The following is an 18,563-nucleotide window of genomic DNA, read 5'->3' as shown; positions in this document are numbered from 1 at the left end:
AGGGAGCCGTTGCGGAGGCTCCCGGGCCCGGCGCCGTTCCCGGCCCGCCATCCACCCCTCTCGTTTGACCAAGGCACGTCAACGGGGATACCAGGGCATGACGCTCCCCCACGAGCGCTCCCCCGCCCCCTCCGGGAGACCCCGTGCTGCCCTTGCCCACTCCCGCACCGCCCCCACCGCCCCCGGCCCCGCCACCCCCGCCGCCGCCCCGTACGGAACCCGAGTCCGCCCGCCTGCGCTTCGGCCGCCGGCTGCGCCACTGGCGCGAGACCCGCGGCCTCAGCCAGGCCGAGTTCGGCCGGCTGCTCGGCTACCACGACTCGCTGATCAGCCGGGTGGAGAACGCCCGCCGCTGGCCGCCGCCGGGGATGCCCACCCGGGCCGACGAACTCCTGCTCGCCGACGGCGAGCTGGCCGAACTCTGGCAGACCGTCCGGCAGGAGCGCGAACGCCTCGGCGAACGCGCCGCCGCCCGGACACCGCCCGCCGCCCGCGCCGCACCACCGGACGCCGCCACCGTCGAGGTGCTCGCCCACCTGCTCGCCGCCTACCGCGCCGCCGCGGGCCGGATCGGCGGCGAGGAGCTGGCCGCCGTCCTGGAGCACCACGCCCACACCCTGCTCGGCGGGCGGCACCCCGGCCCCCGCGAGGCCCCCGGCGCCGACCGTTCGCTCGCCGCCCAGTACGCCGAGCTCGCCGGCTGGGCCCATTTCGAGGGCGACCGCCCCGCCCGCGCGCTCGGCTGGTACGCCACCGGGCTGGAGTGGGCCCGCGCGACCGGCGACCGGGCCACCGCGGCCTCCCTGCTCGTCCGCCAGAGCGCCCTGTACTGGTGGCTCGGCGACCCGGCCACCGCACTCGCCCTGGCCGAGGCCGCCCGGACCACCGCCCCTCCCCTGCCGGCGCTGTGGGCCTGGGCCGCCCTCGTCCAGGCCCACGCCCACGCACTGGCCGGCCGGGCGGCGCAGGCCGACCGGACGCTGGCCGACGCCCGGCGGCTGACCGACGCCACACTGCTCACCGGCGTGCCGACGCCCTGGACGGTGCGCGCCGAGCTGGTCCTGGCCGTCGCCCACGGCACCTGCCACCGGGACCTCGCGCTCCGCACCGGCCGTACCGCCCACGCCCGCACCGCGGCGGCCCGGCTGGAGGGGGCCCTGCGGCTCCTCGACCGGGCCGCCCACCCGCGCGACCACGCCCTGGTCACCGCCCGCCTCGCCGGCGCCCACGCCCTCGCCGGTCACGCCGATGCCGCCGCCGCCCTGCTCGCCCGGCTGCCTCCGACCACCACCGGACGCATCGCCCGCGAGCAGCGGCGGGCCGGGGAATGGCTGCGCCGGTGAACGCCCGCACCGAACCCCCGGCCCGGACGCGGCGGCCGCTGCCGGGACACGGCGGCGCCCGGTCCGCCACGGAACAGCAGGACCGGCCACCACCTGCGGGAGTGGTGGCCGGCCCTGCCGCACCGGTCGGACCGGGCCCGGCGGGTGGGCTCAGAGGCCGGCCGCCGCCGCGGCGATGTCGGCCGCGTACGTGCTCACCTGGCTGTAGACGCCCGGGTAGCCCGCGCGGGCGCAGCCGTTGCCCCAGCTGACGATGCCGACCTGGACCCAGCGGCCCGCCGCGTCCTTGCGGACCATCGGGCCGCCGGAGTCACCCTGGCAGGTGTCGACGCCGCCCTGGGCGACGTAGCCCGCGCAGAGCGAGCCGGCGGCGTTCAGACCCGGATAGGCGCGGGCGCAGGTGGCGTCGTCGACGAACGGCACGGTGGCCTTGAGCAGGTACCGCTGCTGGCCGCCGCCCTCGCGCGCGGCACCCCACCCCATGATGGTGAAGGTGCCCGTGTCGTAGGCGGTGGAGGTGGCGATCGGCAGGGTGCTGACCAGGCTGCTGTTCACCGGCGAGGCCAGCTTGATCAGCGCCCAGTCGTCGCCGTTCTCGGCGCCGGTGAAGGAGGGCGACTGGTACACGTACGAGGAGCGGACCTTGATCGCGCTGCCGCTGTTCAGGTCGACCGCTCCCGCGGTGACGGTGATGCTGCTGTCGGCACCGGTGCCGTCGACGCAGTGGGCGGCGGTGAGCACGATCTGCGAGGTGTACAGCGCGCCGCCGCAGCCCATCGAGAGCCGCACCATGAACGGGAACTCGCCCTGCGTCGCCCGCGTGCCGCCGACCACGCTCGGCGACGGCGCGGGCGAGGCGGCGGCGGGCAGCACGAGCATGCCGGCGCCGAGCACCAGGCCGGCCAGCAGGCCGACTACTCTGCCGAATTGACGCTTCATCAGATCCTCCTTGCAGGTGGGGGAAGACCGAGAGTGGCCCGGCGGGCGGCGCGGCAGGAGGGGGCGGTCCTTGCCGGTCAGAACTGGCAGGAACACGGCAATGCGCGGTTCCGGGTGCGGAAGCCCTAAGGTGATCGCCCATGCGAGATCTTGCGGCGGGGATGAAGTACCTGGTCGAGGGCCAGAAGTGGGTGGGCCGGCACGGCCGCTGGTGGGGCTTCGGCATGCTGCCGGCCCTGCTCGCGCTGGTCGGCTACGTCGTCGCGCTCGCCTTCCTCGGCGCCTGGTCCCGGGACCTCGCGGACTGGGCCACCCCGTTCGCCGACCACTGGGGCACTCCCTGGCGGGGCCTGCTGCGCGACGCGCTCGCGGCGGTCGTCTTCGGCGGCGGCCTGCTGTTCTCCCTGCTCACCTTCACCGCCGTCACCCTGCTGGTCGGACAGCCCTTCTACGAGGCGCTCTGCGCCGCGGTCGACGAGACCGAGGGCGGCGCGCCCACCCCGCCGGACACCGCGCTCTGGCGGGAGCTGCTGATCGCGGTGCGCGACAGCGTGTACGTGCTGGTGCGGGTGGCCGCGTTCGGCGTGGTGCTGTTCGCCTGCGGATTCATCCCGCTGGTCGGGCAGACGGTGGTCCCCGCGCTCGGCTTCCTGGTGTCCGGCTTCTTCCTGACCGTCGAGCTGACGGCCGTCGCCCTGCAGCGGCGCCGGGTGCCGCAGCCGGAGCGGATCCGACTGCTGCGCGCCCGGCTCGGGCTGGCACTGGGCTTCGGCACGCCGCTGGTGCTGGCCTTCCTGGTGCCGCTGGTCACCGTGCTCGCCATGCCGGGGGCCGTCGCCGGCGCCACCCTGCTGGCCCGCGACCTCGTCCCGACCGCACCGGAGGAGGAGAAGGAGGAGGAGCGGCCGGCCCCGGCCCCCGACTTCCCCACCGCCACCGCGCGGCCCGTTCCGGGCAACCCGTACGCGACCCCCTGAGGCCGTCACCGGCCGGTCACGCTGCGCCGACCTCGCCCCGGCCCGCGTGTGAGCCCGCCCACAGGGGGATCGCCATCCACGATCCCCGATAGTGGACGGGCCCCCTCGAACGCCCCGCCCGGCGCCGCCGAGGCACCCGGACCGGGCCGCCCACGACCCCGCCCCGCCTGAAGAACACAGGCCACCACGGCTGCCGCCCCTGCGATCCGTCGCCGCCGACCCGGCCTCCACTCCAGGGTGTGCAATTCGGACAAATAACACCAAAGCCATCGTCGAAGCCTGCCACGGCCGCCCCGCAACCACGATGCCGCGTAGTAGCTAACGCCTTTGCCACCCGTCCTCGGCCCTGCCAAGAATGGCCCGTCGCCAGGCAGCGCAGCCGACCACCTCCGCCGCCGCACGGCCCGCCCGCCCCCGCCGCCACCGCCGGGGCGCCACGGCCGCCCAGGGCGGCCGCACGAGCCCCGCCCGCCCGGAGCCCGTGCGACGCCCCGCCCCCGGTGCCACCGGCACGGCCCCCGACGGAGAAGGATCGCCCGCCCCATGCAGCTCAGCCATGCCCGCCGCAACTCCCTGATCACCGGTGTCGCCACCCTCGTGGTCGCGAGCGCCGCCACCGCCGCCCTCGCCATCCCGCAGGCCGGGAACGCGACCGAGGCCGCCCCCGTGGCCGCCGTCTCGGTGGACAGCGAGCCGGTCGCCGACCAGGGCCGGGCCGACGCCGCCGCCACTGCCGCTGCCGCCGAACAGGCCGCCCAGGAGGCCCGGGCCAAGGCCGCGGCGGACGCCGCCGCCCAGGCCCAGGCCGAGGCGCAGGCCCAGGCGGACGCCAAGGCCAAGGCCGACGCCGAGGCCGCCGCCTCCCGCTCCCAGGAGCGCCAGAACCTCACCAGCGCCCCGGCCGCCTATTCCGGCACCCCGCAGCAGATCGCCGCGCAGATCGTCCCCGCCGGCCAGCTCCAGTGCTTCAGCAACATCGTGTTCCGCGAGAGCAGCTGGAACCCGCTCGCGGTCAACGCCTCCTCCGGCGCCTACGGCCTGGTCCAGGCCCTGCCCGGCTCCAAGATGGCCTCCGCGGGCGCCGACTGGCGCACCAACCCGGCCACCCAGATCAAGTGGGGCCTGAACTACATGAACACCCGCTACGGCAGCCCCTGCGCCGCCTGGTCGTTCTGGCAGGCCCACCACTGGTACTAGGCCGAACCACCGGTTCGGCTCCCCGGGGCCCGTGACGCACCCCGCGTCGCGGGCCCCGGCGCACGTTCCCGCAGGCCGGGAGCCGGTACGGGCGTGGACACGTCCGGAAGGCGGCGTGAAGATATGGCGCACACTCGTACGATTTGCCACTGATTGATCGGAATTACGGACCGTCAGACCTTTGCCACGGTCCGCAGGCCCTCTTACGCTCCGGCGTCATGCCCTCACCCCTGATCAGCGTCGTGCTCCCCGCCTACGACCAGCACGAACAGCTCGCCGACTGCCTGGACTCGCTGCTCGCGCAGTCCCTGGCCGACGTCGAGGTGATCGTCGTCGCCGACCGGTCCCCCGGGACGGCCGGCGGGCTCGCCGACGCGTACGCGGCCCGGCACCCGCAGGTGTCGGTGCTGCACCTGACCGCGGCGGTCGGGGTCGGGGCCGCCCGGAACGCGGGCGCGGCACGGGCGAGCGGCGAGTACCTGCTCTTCCTGGACGCCGACCACCTGCTGCCCCGGGACGCGCTCCGGACGCTCGCCGACCGGCTCCGGCAGACCGGCCCGGTGGACGTGCTGCTGTTCGGCCACTCCCGCCGGCACCAGGACCGGGACTGGCCGGGCGGGGCCGAGGCCCTGCTCGCCGAGGCCGGCCCCGAACCGTTCGCCCCCTTCGACCGGCCCGCCCTGTTCGGCGCGCCGCCGCTGATCTGGGACCGGCTGATCCGCCGCGGCCACTGGGCCGAACTGGGCCTGGCCTTCCCGCCCGGCCGCTACGAGGAGGTCCCGGTCGCGCACGCCGCGCTGCTCGGCGCCCGGAAGGCCGCCGTGCTGGCACGCGAGTGCGTGCAGCTGCGCCGCCGGGAGACCGTCCACCCGGCGGGCGGCCCGGGCAGCAGCGTCTTCGACCTGTTCGATCAGTACGAGCGCAGCTTCGCCCTGCTGGAGGAACAGCCGCACCTGTACGCGGTGCGCGACGCGCTGTTCGTCCGGATGATCCGGCACTACCTGTTCGTCTTCGACCTGGCCGGCTGCGTCACCCGTGCCGAGCGGCCGCAGTTCTTCCACCGCGCCGCCGAGCACCACCGCCGCTTCCAGCCGCCCGGCCACCGCCGGCCGGGCGGCCGCGAAGGGATCAAGTTCTCGCTGCTGGCGGGCGGCGCCTACCCGGCCTTCGAGGTGGCCAAGCTCTCCCACATCGCGCGGGGCACGCTCACCGGGCGGAAATGACCCCGCTCAGACCTGCGCCACGCCGCCCTCGGCGGCCATCGCGGCGGCGATCCGGCGGGCCCGCTCGGCCCGGACCCCGGCGGGCATCGGCGGCAGCACGTCCATCCACAGCGGCAGGGTCGAGCCGCGCAGCTGCGCCATCCCCTCGGGCCGGGCGAGCAGCCACAGGTGCAGGTGCGCGGAACCGTCGCCCCAGCGGTTCACATGGACCCGGCCGATGCCGCCGAGCGACCGTACGGCCCGCTCCACCCGCTGGAGCATCGGGCCCAGCCCCGCGGAGAGTTCGGCCGGCAGGTCCAGCAGGTCGTGGTGGGCGCGCGGCCACAGGAGCAGCGTGGCGGGCAGTCCGTCCGGCTCCTCGGTGGTGCCGAGCCGCCAGTGCTCGTCCGTCCACAGGAAGTCGGCGTCCGGCCGGGCGCAGTCCGGGCAGCTCTCCGGGCCGTCCTCGCCGTTCCGGGGCGGTTCGGGCAGCTCCGGCGCCCGGAGTTCCCGGACGGTCAGCTCGCCCTCGTACGGGAAGATCTCCCAGGAGGGCGCGCCGTCCGCCGGGAAGGGCAGCGGCTCGCCGATCGGGAGGCGGGCGAGGTAGGCGTCGGGGCCGGCCGGGTCCACGGCCGCGGATTCTTCGATCATGACCGCCGAGCGTGCCACAGGACACCCTGTCGGCGGTACCCCCGTCGTGCCCGGTACCGGTACGACGGTACGGCTGCGATCATCGGCGGAGCCGTACTCCTGGGAGGTCCCTGGTGAGCCGTCCGTCCGCCGCCCCCGGGGCCGAGCTGGCCCGCGCGCTGTCCGCCGTGCTGCGCGGCGAGGTCCGCTTCGGCGCCGCCGAACGCACCGTCTACAGTCAGGACGCCTCCAACTACCGGCAGTTGCCGCTCGGCGTGGTCAAACCCGCCGACCTCGACGACGTGCGCACCGCGCTGGCGCTCTGCCGCGAGCACCGGGTGCCGGTGGTGGCGCGCGGGGCCGGGACCAGCATCGGCGGGCAGGCGATCGGCCCGGGGGCGGTGGTGCTGGACTTCCGCCGCCACCTCGGCGCGGTGCTGGAGCTCGACCCGCGGGCCCGCACCGCGCGCGTCCAGCCCGGCACCGTGCTGGACGACCTCCAGCGCGCCGCCCGGCCGCACGGGCTGCGCTTCGGCCCCGACCCGTCCACGCACAGCCGCTGCACCCTCGGCGGCATGATCGGCAACGACTCCTGCGGCTCGCACTCGCTGGCCTGGGGGCGCACCGCCGACAACGTCGAGCGGCTGGAGCTGCTGCTCGCGGACGGCACCGAGCTGACCGTCGGCGGGCGGCTCACCCCCGCGGAGCGCGCCGCGCTCGCCGCACGGCCCGGGCGGGTCGGCGAACTCCACACCGAGCTGCAGGAGTTCACCGACCGCAACCTCGCCGTCATCCGGCAGGGCATGCCGCAACTGCCCCGCCGCACCTCCGGCTACCCGCTGGACGCGCTGCTGCCCGAGCACGGCCACGACCTGGCCCGGGCGCTCACCGGCACCGAGGGCACCTGCGCACTGCTGCTCGGCGCCACCGTCCGCCTGGTCGAGGACCCGCCCGCGCGGGCCCTGGTGGTGGCCGGCTACCCCGACGAGGGCGCCGCCGCCGACGCCGTCCCGGCACTGCTCCCGTACGGTCCGCTGACCGCCGAGGGCATGGCGGCCGACCTGATCGCCGCACTGCTCGCCGCCGGCCCGCGCCCGACCGCACTGGACCGGCTGCCCGCCGGCGAGTGCTGGCTGTTCCTGGAGACCGGCGGCGACACCCCGTTGGCCGCCTACCAGGCCGCCCGCCGACTGGGCGACGCGGTGCGCCGCGAGCGCTCGGCCTCCGTCGCCCTGGTCACCGACCCGGTCGAGCAGCGCCAGCTGTGGGCCGTCCGGGAGGCCGGCGCGGGAATCGTCACCCGGCTGCCCGGGGGCGGCGAGGCCTGGCCCGGCTGGGAGGACTCCGCCGTCCCGCCCGAGCGGCTCGGCGACTACCTGCGGGACCTGCGCGCCCTGCTGCGCCGGCACAGCCTGCGCGGCGTCCCGTACGGGCACTTCGGCGACGGCTGCGTGCACCTGCGGATCGACTTCCCGCTGGACGAACCCCAAGGGGTGCTGGTCTTCCGGGAGTTCCTGGAGCAGGCGGCCGATCTGGCGGTCTCGTACGGTGGTTCGCTCTCCGGCGAGCACGGCGACGGCCAGGCCCGGGCCGAGCTGCTGCCACGCATGTACCCACCCGAAGTCATCGGTCTCTTCGGCGAGTTCAAGCGGATCTGGGACCCGGAGAATCTACTCAACCCGGGCGCCCTGGTCGATCCCCGCCCGCTCGACGCCGACCTGCGCTTCGTCACCGCCCCGCGCCGCACACTGCCGCTGGCCCTCCCGTACGAACAGGACGGCGGCAGCCTGGTCAAGGCGGTGCACCGCTGCGTGGGCGTCGCCAAGTGCGTGGCCCCGGGCAGCGGGGTGATGTGCCCGAGCTACCTGGCCACCGGCGAGGAGCGGCACTCCACCCGGGGTCGGGCCCGGCTGCTCGCCGAGATGCTGCGCGGGGACGCCGTCCCGGACGGCTGGCGTTCGGAGGAGGTCCGGGAGGCGCTGGACCTCTGCCTGAGCTGCAAGGGCTGCGCGAGCGACTGCCCGGTCCACGTCGACATGGCGACCTACAAGTCCGAGTTCCTGTACCAGCACTACCGGCACCGGCCGCGGCCGCTCGCGCACTACTCGATGGGCTGGCTGCCGCTCTGGCTGCGGGCCGTCGCGCTCGCCCCCGGGGCGGCCAACACGCTCGCCCGCTCCCGGGCCGGCGGGCTGATCAAGCGGCTCGGCGGGATCGACCCGCGCCGGGTGCTGCCCGTCCTCCCGCCGGAGACCTTCACCGCCTGGTACCGGCGGCACCGCGCCGCCCACCCGGCCCCGGCGGGCGCCCGGCCGGTGCTGCTGTGGCCGGACACCTTCTCCGACCACCTCCAGCCGAACGTGCCGCGCTCGGCCGTCGAGGTGCTGGAGCACCTGGGCTTCGACGTCCGGCTGCCCGCAGGACCGGTCTGCTGCGGCCTCACCTGGTACTCCACCGGCCAACTCGGAACCGCCCGCCGGGTGTTGCGGCGCAGCCTGCGGGCGCTGACGGGAGCCGGGGTCCAGGCCGACACCCCCGTGGTCGGCCTGGACCCCAGCTGCACCGCGACGCTGCGCGAGGACCTGCCCCGGCTGCTCGGCGCACAGGGCCGCCCGCTCGCCGACCGCACCCGCACCTTCGCCGAGTTCCTCGACGAGTACGCCCCGGACGCCCCGCTCCCCCGGATCCCGCTGGACGCCCTCACTCAGACGCACTGCCACCAGCACGCGGTGCTCGGCAGCGCCGCCGACCGCCGGGTGGAGGCCCGGCTCGGCCTGAACAACCGGGTGCTGGACTCCGGCTGCTGCGGCCTGGCGGGCGACTTCGGCTTCACGCGGGGCCACTTCGAGGTGTCCGAGGCCATCGCGGAGCGGGTGCTGCTGCCCGAGGTGCGGGCCGCCGGGCCGCGGACGGTGGTCCTCGCGGACGGCTTCAGCTGCCGCACCCAGATCGACCAACTCGCCGACGGGCGGCAGGCCCTGCACCTGGCGGAGCTGATCGCCCGGGAGCTGCGGTCCGCGAGGTGACGAGGGCGTCGTCAGACACGCCCCGGCGCGTCCTGCGGCTCCTTGCCGGGTGCGTGCGCCGCGAGGAAGGCCCCGCCGTGCGCCGCGGCCTCCTCCCGGGTCCGGTGGCCGACGGCGGCCGCGCCGGTCGTGCCGTCGGCGCCGATGGCCGTCCAGCGCCAGCCGCCGGCGGCCGCGTCCTCGATCAACTCGACTGTTCCGCCGAACAGTCGGAGCGATCCCGGGCGCGCCACCGGACGACTGACGGCCTCCGGCCACTTCTTCCGGGCACCCTGCCGGGTGATGCCCCAGGCGGCGCCGAGCTGTTCGTACCCGGCGCCGTAGGAGCCCGCGGTAGCGGCCGCGCCCGCGGTGAGCCGCTTGACCTCGGCGTCCACCAGCTTCCAGGCGGACAGCACCGAGAGGGCGGCCTCGACCGGCTCGGCGTCCCACATCCGCTCCGCGGGCAGGCCGGTCGCGCGGGCGCGCACGGCGGCGGCAAGGGGGCCGAGGGCGTCGAGAAGGGCCTTGGCCAGCTCGGTCTGTTCCTCATGGGTGATCTCCGCGATCGTCATGCCGACAACCTTAGTTACCAAATCCCGCTCTGACAACCAATGTTACCGGCGGAGCCGGTCGAGGGGGCTCGAACCCCGCTGCTCGGGCGCGAACGGAGTGCCCGAGGAGACCCCGCGCCAGCCCACCACCAGGGCCTCCCCCAGGAAGCCCACGCCGATCGACAGCTGGACCGGCCTGGCGTTCGGGGCCAGGCCGAAGTGCCCGGCGAGCGCGGCGAAACAGGCCATCACCGCGAGCGAGAGCGCCGCGACCAGGAAGGTCCGCCCGGTGTAGCGCTGCCACAGCACGCCCTCCCGCTCGTAGACCTGGATGGTGGCACCGCGCACCGCCCCCAGCGCGAGGCCGAGCGCGGCACCCGCCGCGATCCAGCCGTAGTCGGCCGCGCCGAGGCCGTGCCGCTGGGCGAGCGCCCAAGCGCCGAGGCCGGTGAGGATCACCGGCGCCGCGAAGAGGTCCCGGGCGTTGAGCGGCTCGCCACGCAGCCGCCTGATCACCACCACCACGACCACGGCGGCGACCAGCCCCACGTACACCCAGTTGTCCATTCCCACTCCCCCGAAGTTTTGTAGCTCGACCGTGCTAAATCAGCAATTTAGCTCGCCCGTGCTATAACGGCAACATGCCGAAGATCGTCGACCCCGCCGAGCGCCGCCAGGCCGTCGCCGACGCCGTCCTGCGCGTCGCGGCCCGGGAAGGGCTGGAGCACGCCTCCCTGCGCAACGTCGCCGAGGAGGCCGGACTGGCCATCGGCTCGGTACGGCACTACTTCGCCGGCGGCTCGGAGCTGATGATCTTCGCGATGGGCGAGCTGGCCCACCGGATCGAGGCCCGCATCCGGACCCACGCCGCCGTCCTGCTCGACCCGGCCACCGCCGGCACCGACCGGCGCGAACGGACCGTCCGGCTGCTCGCCGAGACCCTCCCGCTGGACGCCGGACGCCGGGAGGAGTCCGCGCTCTGGCTCTCCTTCGTCACCGCCGCCCGGACCCGGCCCGACCTGCGGCCCCGCGCCGCCGAGATGCAGGCCGGACTCGACGACCTGGTCCGCCGCGTCCTCACCGAGTCCGAGCGCTCCGGCGGCCTGGCCCCCGGCCTCGACCTCGGCGTCGAGACCCGCCGGCTCTCCGCCCTGCTGGACGGCCTCACCCTCCAGGCCGTCCAGCACCCCGACCTGGTCGGCCCGGACGAGCTGCGCGCGGTGCTGCGCCGCCACCTCGACACCCTGGCCGCTCCGGCCTCCTGACACCGCGCCAACACCCCCGGCACAACGGCGCGACGACCCCCACCACCACCGAGGCGGACCGGGTTCCCGCCGACCACTGCGCGCCCCGGGTACGGGATCCGGGCCTGTCGACCGTCGAGACCGGCGAGCAGCACGCCGTCCTGCGGCCGCCCCGGTCCGACCGGCTCGCCCGGCTCGCCCGCGAGGGCGGCGCCCTGCCCGGCCAGGCGCTGATGGCCGCGGCCCGGGGCGCTCGGCGGTGTCAGCCCTGAGCGGCCCCCACGGGCTCCTGCTCCGCGCAGACCGCCGAGACGAACTCGGCGACCCGCGCCCGCGGCAGACCGCGCGCGATGTCCGCCTCGCTGATCATGCCGACCAGCTTGTGCTCGGGGTGGTTGATCACCGGCAGCCGGCGCACCTGGTACTGCTCCATCACCCGCAGCACCTGTTCGCAGTCCTCGTCCGCCTCCACCGTCATCGGGCGCCCCTGCGCCAGCTCGCCCGCCGTCACCGACGCCGGGTCACGGCCCTCGGCGACGCAGCGCAGCACGATGTCGCGGTCGGTCACGATCCCCAGCAGCTTGTCGCCCGGCCCGCAGATGGGCAGGGCGCCCACATGGCGTTCCCGCATGATCCGGGCGGCGGCCGCGAGCGTCTCGTGCTCGCCGATGCACTCGGCGCCCGGGTGCATGATGTCGCTGGCTATGGTCATGGTCCGCCTCCTGGCCTGGCTTCCCTTCCCCCCGTCCATCGTGGTCCGGGCCGGTGGCCGACGCCACCGGGGCCGGCGCGCTCAGCCGCCCCCGGCCGGGCCCGTACGGCCGCCCTGCTCGACCCCGTCGCCCTGCCCGACCCGGCCGTCCGGCGACTCCGGACCGACCAGCGGCGACTTCTCCAACACCTCCTCCAGGGGCGGGGGTTCGTGCCTGGGCTGCTCCGGTTCGAGCTCCTCCTCCGACACCTCGCCGCTCTCCACCGCCTCCTCCACGGCCTTCGCCCCGGCCGCGACCGCGGCAGCCGTCAGCAGGTTCCGCTGCTGGACCTCCGTCGCGCTGTCCAGGAAGCGCAGCAGCTCCACCGGGAAGGGCAGCACCAGCGTCGAGTTCTTCTCCGCGGCCACCTCCACCACGGTCTGCAACAGCCGCAGTTGGAGCGCGGCCGGGGTCTTGCTCATCACCGCCGCGGCGTCCGACAGCCGCTCCGAGGCCTGGTACTCGCCGTCCGCCGTGATGATCCGGGCCCGCCGCTCCCGCTCGGCCTCCGCCTGCCGGGCGATCGAGCGCTTCATCGACTCCGGCAGCGCGACGTCCTTGATCTCCACCCGGTCGATCTCGATGCCCCAGCCCAGGGCCGGACTGTCGATCATCAACTCCAGCCCCTGGTTGATCGGTTCCCGGTTGGCCAGCAGGTCGTCCAGCTCGCTCTTGCCGATGATCGAGCGCAGCGAGGTCTGCGCGACCTGGGAGATCGCGAAGTTGTAGTCCTGCACGTTGACGGTGGCCTTCACCGGGTCCTCCACCCGGAAGTAGACCACCGCGTCCACCCGCACGGTCACGTTGTCCCGGGTGATGCCCTCCTGCGCCGGGATCGGCATCGTCACGATCTGCACGTTCACCTTGCGCAGCCGGTCCGCGATCGGCATCAGCGCCACCAGCCCGGGATCGCGCACCTCGTCGCGCACCTTCCCGAAGCGGAACACCACACCCTTCTGGAACTGCTGGACGACCCTGATGCTCAGGCTCGCCCATATCGCCCCCAGCCCGGCCAGTGCTCCGAGGGCCCCCAGCACCGCATCGACGATCATGGCGGCCTCCTCGCGGCCTGCGCGCACACCGGCGTGTCCGGCCTCCGCCGACCCTGACCGGCCGGGGACCGCCGGAGCAACTGATTCCACGCTACGCCTGCCCGGTCCGCGCCGGAGCGAACGTCCCGGAGCCTCTAGGATCCTGGCCATGCCGACCGTGGCCGCGTCCTCCTCGCCCGCCGACGACCCCGACGACCCCCGCCATCCCGCCGAGGCGGCCGTCCGGGCCGGCGGGCTCGCCGCGCTGGACCGCGTCGTCACCGGCTGCCGGGCCTGCCCGCGCCTGGTCCGGTGGCGCGAGGAGACCGCCCGGACCAAGCGCCGCGCCTACCGGGACTGGGACTACTGGGCCCGCCCCGTCCCGGGCTTCGGGCCGCCGGACGCCCCGCTCGTCCTGGTCGGCCTCGCCCCCGCCGCCCACGGCGCCAACCGCACCGGCCGGATCTTCACCGGCGACCCCTCCGGCGACCTGCTCTACGCCGCCCTGTACGAACTCGGGCTCGCCAACCGCCCCGAGTCCGTCCGCCACGGCGACGGCCTGGAGCTGTCCGGCGTCCGGATCACCGACCCGGTCCGCTGCGCCCCGCCGGACAACAAGCCCAGCACGGCCGAACGCGACACCTGCCGGCCCTGGATCACCAGGGAGCTGGAGCTGATGCGCCCCACCGTGCGCACCGTCGTCGCCCTCGGCGGCTTCGCCTGGCAGGCGATGCTGCCGGTGATCGCGGACGCCGGCTGGCGGGTCCCCCGCCCCCGCCCCGCCTTCGGCCACGCCGCCCTGGCCGTCTTCCCGGCCCGCGACGGCGGCCCGGACCTGCGGATGTACGGCTGCTACCACGTGAGCCCGCGCAACACGAACACCGGCCGGCTGACCACCGCGATGCTCCGGGACCTGCTGCGCGAGGCGGCCCGCTCGGCGGGGCTCGACCCCCGGTAGCTCGCCCCCGCCGGCGGCCTCGCTCGCGCAACCCCGCTCGCGCGGCCCCGCTCGCGCCCGCCCCCCGGCACGGCCCGCGGGCAACCGCTGCCGGCGCGGGCCGGTCAGTCGAACCGCCGGGTGGCCGTGATCCCGCCGTCGACCGGCAGCGTCACGCCCGCGACGTACGAGGCCCGGTCGCTCAGCAGCCAGGCGGCCGCCTGCGCCACCTCCTCGTCCGTACCCGGCCGGCCCAGCGGCGTGGAGCGCTCCACCAGCGCGGCGAACTCCGGCCCGGACCCGAAGAACGGCTCGGTGCCCGGCGTGCGCACCACCCCGGGCGCGACGGCGTTGACCCTGATGCCGTGCCGGGCGTGATCGGCGGTGGCCGCCTTCACCAGACCGCTCAGGCCGTGCTTGGCGGCCTGCTGGGCGCCGTCACCGAAACCCCCGACCAGCGCCCCCACCCCGGAGTTGAGCACCACCGCGCCGCCGCGCCCGGCCTCCGTCATCGCCCGCAGCTGGGCCCGCAGACAGAGCCAGGTGCCGCGCAGGTTGAGCGCGTGGGTGTCGTCCCAATCCGACTCCGAACGCTCGGTGAGCGGGGCCGGCGGCAGGCCGTTGCCCGCGTTGTCGAAGGCCGCGTCCAGCCGGCCGAAGGCCTCCAGCGCGGTGTCCACCGTCCGCTGCGCACCGGCGGCCGTGGTCAGATCGGCGGCGACCGCCACCGCCTCGGCCCCGGTGGCACGCAGCTCGGTGGCCAGTTCCTCCACCTCGGCGCCGGAGCGGGCGGCGAGCACCAGCAGCGCGCCCTCCCGGGCGAACAGCCGGGCGGCGGCCGCGCCGATGCCCCGCCCGGCGCCGGTGACGATCGTGACCTTGTCATCGAGAAGTCCCATGCGGCGAGCCTGCCGCCGTGCCCGCCGGCCCACCAGCGGCCGGACGCTCCCCGGGAACCGGCTTCCTGGGACAGCCAGGTCCTGGCTGTCCCGGGCGAGCTGTGGCAGCCTGACGCGCATGCCCGAGACCCCGCTCGGCGCCTTCCTCCGCGCCCGCCGCGCCCGACTCGCGCCCGCCGACGCCGGCCTACCGGCCTCCGGACGCCGCCGTACCCCCGGACTGCGCCGCGAGGAGGTCGCCGCCCGCGCCGGGATCTCGGCCGACTACTACGCCCGCCTGGAACAGGGCCGCCAACGGGTGCCGACCGGCCCGGTCCTCGACGGCCTCGCCGAGGCCCTGCAACTGACCGCCGCCGAGCGCGGCTACCTGCACCGGCTGGCCGCCCGCCCGCACCGCCCGGCCCCGCCGCCCGCCGAGGCCCCGGCACTCCCTCCGACCACCCTCGCCCTGCTGGACACCCTCGACGCCGCGCCCGCCTTCGTCACCGGCCCCACCTTCGACCTGCTGGCCTGGAACCGGCCCGCCGCCCTGCTGCTGGCCGGGCCGGAACGACGGCCGGCCCGTGAACGGAACCTGCTCTGGCAGGTGTTCTGCTGCCCGTACCGGGACCGCTCGCAGGGCAACACGGCCGCCGAGGGCTCGATCGGCGCCGACCTGGTCGCCTCACTGCGCGCCCAGCACGCCGACCGTCCCCGCGACCGCGCCCTGCTCGCCCTGGTCCACCGGCTGTCGGCCGACAGCCCCGTCTTCGCCGAGCTCTGGGACCGCCACCGCGCCGCCCCGCCCCGCCCCGGCCGCCTCCACGTCCGCCACCCGGCCCTCGCCGCCACCGTCCTGGACTACACCGTCCTGCCCCTCCCCGAGGACGGCCGCCACCTCTTCGCCTTCCTCGCCCCGCCCGACAGCCCCACCCGGCACGCCTTCGCGGCGGCCGGCCGGGACCGGCCCCGGACCGCCACCGCCCCGAGGTAGCCACCGCCCCGGGGTAGCCACCGCACGCGCCGCACGCGACCTCGGCCCGGTCGGTGGCGCGCGGGCGGCGGCCCCGGGGCGCGTCCTGCGGGTCTTCGCGCACCCGGCGGAGAACCGCCGGACACGCCCTACCCGAACCGGGCCAGCTTCCGCTTGCCCGCCCGCCGCCAGACGTCCGGCAGCCGCCGCCGGGCGGCCTCGGCCGACGCCAGCTGACGCCCGTAGAGGGCGCCGTACCCGAACGGCTCGCCACCGGTGACCGCGTGGGTCGCGAGGGCGGTCGCGGCCACCACGGCGTCCTGGTGCTCGCCCAGCACCTCCTGGACGGCCTTCATCCGCTGCGCGTAGCGCTCGGCCCGGGAGCCGGCCGCCGGGGCGGCGGCCTCGCCGGCGTAGCGGGCGCGCTTGGCCGCCTTGCGGGCCTCGTGGAGCGCGCGGGTCCGCTCGTCGGGGGCGGCGGCAAGGGCCGCCCCGACCCGCCCGGCCGTACGCCGCTGCTCGCGGGCGGCGATCCGGGAGAGCTCCGGGACGGCGCTGCGGGCGGCACGCCGGCGCAGCGGCGGGTCCGCGAGGAAGCCGGCGAGAGCCTCGCCGAGCGCCCGGCGGCGGGGGCTGTCCAGGGCGGCGACCACCTCGGGCCAGATGGCGCGGTACTCGGCCTCGCCCCACCGGTCCAGTGCTGCGGCGACCCGCTGCGGGCCGCACCCGGCGGGCAGCTCGCGGGCCTCGGCGGCCAGCCGTTCGGTCAGCACCTCGCGGTCCCGCGCCCTGCCCAGGACGCCGCCGAGCCAGCGCAGCTCCGCGACCAGCTCGTCGGCCGCTCCGGGGGCGACCAGCCGCCGGAAGGTCTGCAGGGCGCTGCGCAGCCGCCGGCAGGCGACCCTCATCCGGTGCACGGCGTCCGGCTCGTCCGCCCGGACGGCGTCGTCCAGGCCGGCCAGCACGGCCGCCTGCGTCTCCAGGCGGGCCAGCAGCACCTGCCCCACCGTGGTGTCGGGTCTCGCCATGGACGCTCGCCCCCTCGTCGGGTCAGCGGGAACGCCTTCCAGGCTAATCCGCGTCGGGCCGCTGTCGACCGCGCGGCAGCCGGGCGGGCGACCCCGCGGGCGGCCGGGCCCGCTGTCGGGCCCGCTGTCGAACCCCGCAGGCTACTGATCGCGCGTCAGCCGGAACAGGGACCTACGGGCCCTCGTGCCGGATGCGAGCGCCATGACATACTCCGGAGCGTGACGACCTCCTCCCGTGCGACCAGGGCCCTGCGGGCCGCGGTGTTCACCGCGCTCGCCGTGCCGATGGCCGCGTTGGGCCAGGTCGTCATCACGGGCCGCCAGCTGCCGCTGTCGCTGGTGGCCACGGCCGGTGCCGTCGTCTTCCTGGTCGCGGCCGTCCTGGCCGGCGGGGAACGGCGGATGCTGCACATCTCCGGCGTGATGGTGCCGGTCGAGCTGCTGCTCAACACCACGTTCAACCTGGGCCAGGCCGGCTGTTCGCCGGTGCTGGCCGGTCAGGTGCCCGCCCGCGGGGTGAACCTGCTGGTCTGCGGCGGCGGGTCGGTGGACGGCTCGCTGCTGAGCGGCCCGCTGGGCCACGCCGGGCAGTTGGCCCCCGCCGCGACCCAGCTGCTGCTCCTGCTGGTGCACCTGGTGATCGCCCTCGCCGCCTCGGCCTGGCTGCGGATGGGCGACGCCGCCCTGTCCGGCCTGGCCCGGGCGCTGTGCGCGCTGCGCCAGTCGCTGGCCGGCCCGCTGCGCGCCCTGGTCGTCCTGCTGCTCCCCGCGCCGGTGCGTCCGGTGCTGCGGGTGCCGCTGCCGGTGTCGGACCGTGCCCGGCCGCGCCGCGAGGACGTGGTGCTGAGCCCGGCGCCCCGGCGTGGCCCGCCCGCCTTCGCGCCTGCCTGCTGATCACCGTCCCGATCTGATCACCCCCGTACCCGGCCGGACGGCCCCGGTACGCCCGCAGGCAGTGCGCACGACTCCCGCGTTCACCGACCCCGCCGCACCCGGTGCGGCTCCCCGCGCGCACCCGCGCGCCGCGTACAGGAGTTGACTTCCCCATGGCTCAGGCCCCCAGCAAGCAGCAGGCCAAGCGCATCAGTGCCCGTGAGCGGATCCAGGAGGCGCAGCGCCGCGAGCAGCAGGCCGCCGAGCGCCGTCAGCGGATCGTCGTGACGGTCTCCGCGGTCGTCGTGCTGGCCCTCGCGGGCGGTGTCGCCGTCGCGATCAACTCGGCCTCGGACAAGAACGACAAGTCCTCCGCCGCCGCGTCGGCGCCGCTGGTCGTGCCCGCCAACGCCTCCGGCCCGGACGGCACGGTGATCACCTACGGCAAGGCCGACGCCCCGCACACCATGGAGATCTACGAGGACTTCCGCTGCCCGGTCTGCAAGCACTTCGAGGCGGCCAACGGCGAGACCATCAAGAAGCTCACCGAGGACGGCCGGATCAAGGTGGAGTTCCACCTGGCGGCGTTCCTGGACAAGAACCTCGGCGGCAAGGGCTCGCGCACCGCGCTGGCCGCGGCCGGCGCCGCGCTGAACGAGGGCGTGGACCAGTTCAAGGCGTTCCACGACGTGCTGTACGCCAACCAGCCGGACGAGCGCGAGGACGGCTTCGGCGACGTCGAGCACATCCTGAACCTGGCCGGCCAGGTGCCCGGGCTGAAGACGGACGCCTTCGTGAAGGCGGTGACCGACAAGACCTACGCCCCGTGGGCGGCCAAGGTCTCCGACGCGTTCAACGGCAGCGGGGTGACCGGCACTCCGACCGTCAAGGTGGACGGCAAGCAGATCACCCTGTTCGCCGGCAACGCCGTGGTCCCGGCCGAGCAGTTCAGCGCGCAGGTGAAGCAGGCCGCCGGCCTCCAGTAGGCCGCACCCTC

The 18,563-nt window shown here is 75.9% G+C and carries 18 protein-coding genes; 10 read left to right on the top strand and 8 right to left on the bottom strand.

The features are described from left to right. Positions 1-143: 143 nt before the first annotated feature. Entirely contained in the window at positions 144-1,343 is a 1,200-nt protein-coding gene (locus ACFWJ4_RS16005; RefSeq protein WP_380544051.1) for a helix-turn-helix domain-containing protein, read from the top strand. A gap of 150 nt (positions 1,344-1,493) precedes the next feature. Here ACFWJ4_RS16005 and ACFWJ4_RS16000 read toward each other — a convergent pair whose 3' ends face one another. Beyond that, positions 1,494-2,282, bottom strand: coding sequence for a S1 family peptidase (locus ACFWJ4_RS16000; protein WP_380544048.1), 789 nt, complete (start codon positions 2,280-2,282; stop codon positions 1,494-1,496). A 140-nt stretch (positions 2,283-2,422) separates the two neighbouring features. Here ACFWJ4_RS16000 and ACFWJ4_RS15995 point away from each other — a divergent pair, with 140 nt between their 5' ends. From ACFWJ4_RS15995 to ACFWJ4_RS15985, 3 genes are all read left to right on the top strand, one after another. Beyond that, positions 2,423-3,259: an EI24 domain-containing protein gene (locus ACFWJ4_RS15995; RefSeq protein ID WP_380544045.1), complete on the top strand. Its 837-nt coding sequence runs from the start codon at positions 2,423-2,425 to the stop codon at positions 3,257-3,259. 543 nt (positions 3,260-3,802) lie between these two features. Continuing rightward, the gene (locus tag ACFWJ4_RS15990) at positions 3,803-4,456 is read left to right on the top strand and encodes a transglycosylase SLT domain-containing protein (protein WP_380544042.1); all 654 of its coding nucleotides are present in this window, start codon (positions 3,803-3,805) and stop codon (positions 4,454-4,456) included. A gap of 218 nt (positions 4,457-4,674) precedes the next feature. Continuing rightward, on the top strand, positions 4,675-5,679 hold the full coding sequence (locus ACFWJ4_RS15985) for a glycosyltransferase family 2 protein (RefSeq protein ID WP_380544039.1): 1,005 nt from the start codon (positions 4,675-4,677) through the stop codon (positions 5,677-5,679). A gap of 6 nt (positions 5,680-5,685) precedes the next feature. Here ACFWJ4_RS15985 and ACFWJ4_RS15980 read toward each other — a convergent pair whose 3' ends face one another. Continuing rightward, positions 5,686-6,312 carry a hypothetical protein gene (locus ACFWJ4_RS15980; RefSeq protein ID WP_380544036.1) on the bottom strand — a complete coding sequence of 209 codons (627 nt, stop codon included), beginning with the start codon at positions 6,310-6,312 and terminating at the stop codon, positions 5,686-5,688. A 113-nt stretch (positions 6,313-6,425) separates the two neighbouring features. Here ACFWJ4_RS15980 and ACFWJ4_RS15975 point away from each other — a divergent pair, with 113 nt between their 5' ends. Next, positions 6,426-9,317: an FAD-binding and (Fe-S)-binding domain-containing protein gene (locus ACFWJ4_RS15975; RefSeq protein WP_380544033.1), complete on the top strand. Its 2,892-nt coding sequence runs from the start codon at positions 6,426-6,428 to the stop codon at positions 9,315-9,317. Between the two features lie 11 nt (positions 9,318-9,328). On the opposite strand, the gene ACFWJ4_RS15970 is transcribed toward ACFWJ4_RS15975, so the two are convergent. Together ACFWJ4_RS15970 and ACFWJ4_RS15965 are read right to left on the bottom strand one after the other, a co-directional pair. Next, on the bottom strand, positions 9,329-9,871 hold the full coding sequence (locus ACFWJ4_RS15970; RefSeq protein WP_380544030.1) for a hypothetical protein: 543 nt from the start codon (positions 9,869-9,871) through the stop codon (positions 9,329-9,331). Between the two features lie 42 nt (positions 9,872-9,913). After that, entirely contained in the window at positions 9,914-10,417 is a 504-nt protein-coding gene (locus tag ACFWJ4_RS15965; RefSeq protein WP_380544027.1) for a DUF1453 domain-containing protein, read from the bottom strand. Between the two features lie 74 nt (positions 10,418-10,491). Between ACFWJ4_RS15965 and ACFWJ4_RS15960 the strand changes: the two genes are divergently transcribed. Beyond that, positions 10,492-11,115: a TetR/AcrR family transcriptional regulator gene (locus ACFWJ4_RS15960; RefSeq protein ID WP_380544025.1), complete on the top strand. Its 624-nt coding sequence runs from the start codon at positions 10,492-10,494 to the stop codon at positions 11,113-11,115. A 241-nt stretch (positions 11,116-11,356) separates the two neighbouring features. Here the strand turns inward: ACFWJ4_RS15960 and ACFWJ4_RS15955 are convergent, their stop codons facing one another. After that, positions 11,357-11,806, bottom strand: coding sequence for a CBS domain-containing protein (locus ACFWJ4_RS15955; protein WP_380544022.1), 450 nt, complete (start codon positions 11,804-11,806; stop codon positions 11,357-11,359). 81 nt (positions 11,807-11,887) lie between these two features. Then, a complete protein-coding gene (locus tag ACFWJ4_RS15950) occupies positions 11,888-12,895 on the bottom strand; it encodes a slipin family protein (protein WP_380544067.1) in 1,008 nt (335 codons plus the stop codon). A 151-nt stretch (positions 12,896-13,046) separates the two neighbouring features. Between ACFWJ4_RS15950 and ACFWJ4_RS15945 the strand changes: the two genes are divergently transcribed. Next, positions 13,047-13,835, top strand: a complete 789-nt coding sequence (locus tag ACFWJ4_RS15945; protein WP_380544019.1) for a uracil-DNA glycosylase — start codon at positions 13,047-13,049, stop codon at positions 13,833-13,835. Between the two features lie 104 nt (positions 13,836-13,939). Here ACFWJ4_RS15945 and ACFWJ4_RS15940 read toward each other — a convergent pair whose 3' ends face one another. Continuing rightward, positions 13,940-14,713, bottom strand: a complete 774-nt coding sequence (locus tag ACFWJ4_RS15940; RefSeq protein ID WP_380544016.1) for an SDR family NAD(P)-dependent oxidoreductase — start codon at positions 14,711-14,713, stop codon at positions 13,940-13,942. Positions 14,714-14,831: 118 nt separating this feature from the next. On the opposite strand from ACFWJ4_RS15940, the gene ACFWJ4_RS15935 reads away from it, so the two are divergent. Then, positions 14,832-15,686: a helix-turn-helix domain-containing protein gene (locus ACFWJ4_RS15935; RefSeq protein ID WP_380544013.1), complete on the top strand. Its 855-nt coding sequence runs from the start codon at positions 14,832-14,834 to the stop codon at positions 15,684-15,686. A 128-nt stretch (positions 15,687-15,814) separates the two neighbouring features. Here ACFWJ4_RS15935 and ACFWJ4_RS15930 read toward each other — a convergent pair whose 3' ends face one another. Then, positions 15,815-16,693: a CHAD domain-containing protein gene (locus ACFWJ4_RS15930; RefSeq protein WP_380544010.1), complete on the bottom strand. Its 879-nt coding sequence runs from the start codon at positions 16,691-16,693 to the stop codon at positions 15,815-15,817. A 219-nt stretch (positions 16,694-16,912) separates the two neighbouring features. Here ACFWJ4_RS15930 and ACFWJ4_RS15925 point away from each other — a divergent pair, with 219 nt between their 5' ends. Beyond that, positions 16,913-17,587, top strand: coding sequence for a hypothetical protein (locus tag ACFWJ4_RS15925; RefSeq protein ID WP_380544007.1), 675 nt, complete (start codon positions 16,913-16,915; stop codon positions 17,585-17,587). Positions 17,588-17,739: 152 nt separating this feature from the next. After that, the gene (locus ACFWJ4_RS15920) at positions 17,740-18,552 is read left to right on the top strand and encodes a thioredoxin domain-containing protein (RefSeq protein WP_380544004.1); all 813 of its coding nucleotides are present in this window, start codon (positions 17,740-17,742) and stop codon (positions 18,550-18,552) included. The last annotated feature ends 11 nt before the right edge of the window (positions 18,553-18,563 follow it).

It is taken from the genome of Kitasatospora sp. NPDC127067 (genome assembly GCF_042724755.1).
Taxonomy (GTDB): domain Bacteria; phylum Actinomycetota; class Actinomycetes; order Streptomycetales; family Streptomycetaceae; genus Kitasatospora; species Kitasatospora lactacystinica.
Note: the sequence above shows the minus strand (reverse complement) of the source record. Positions and strands in the feature narration are given on the sequence as shown.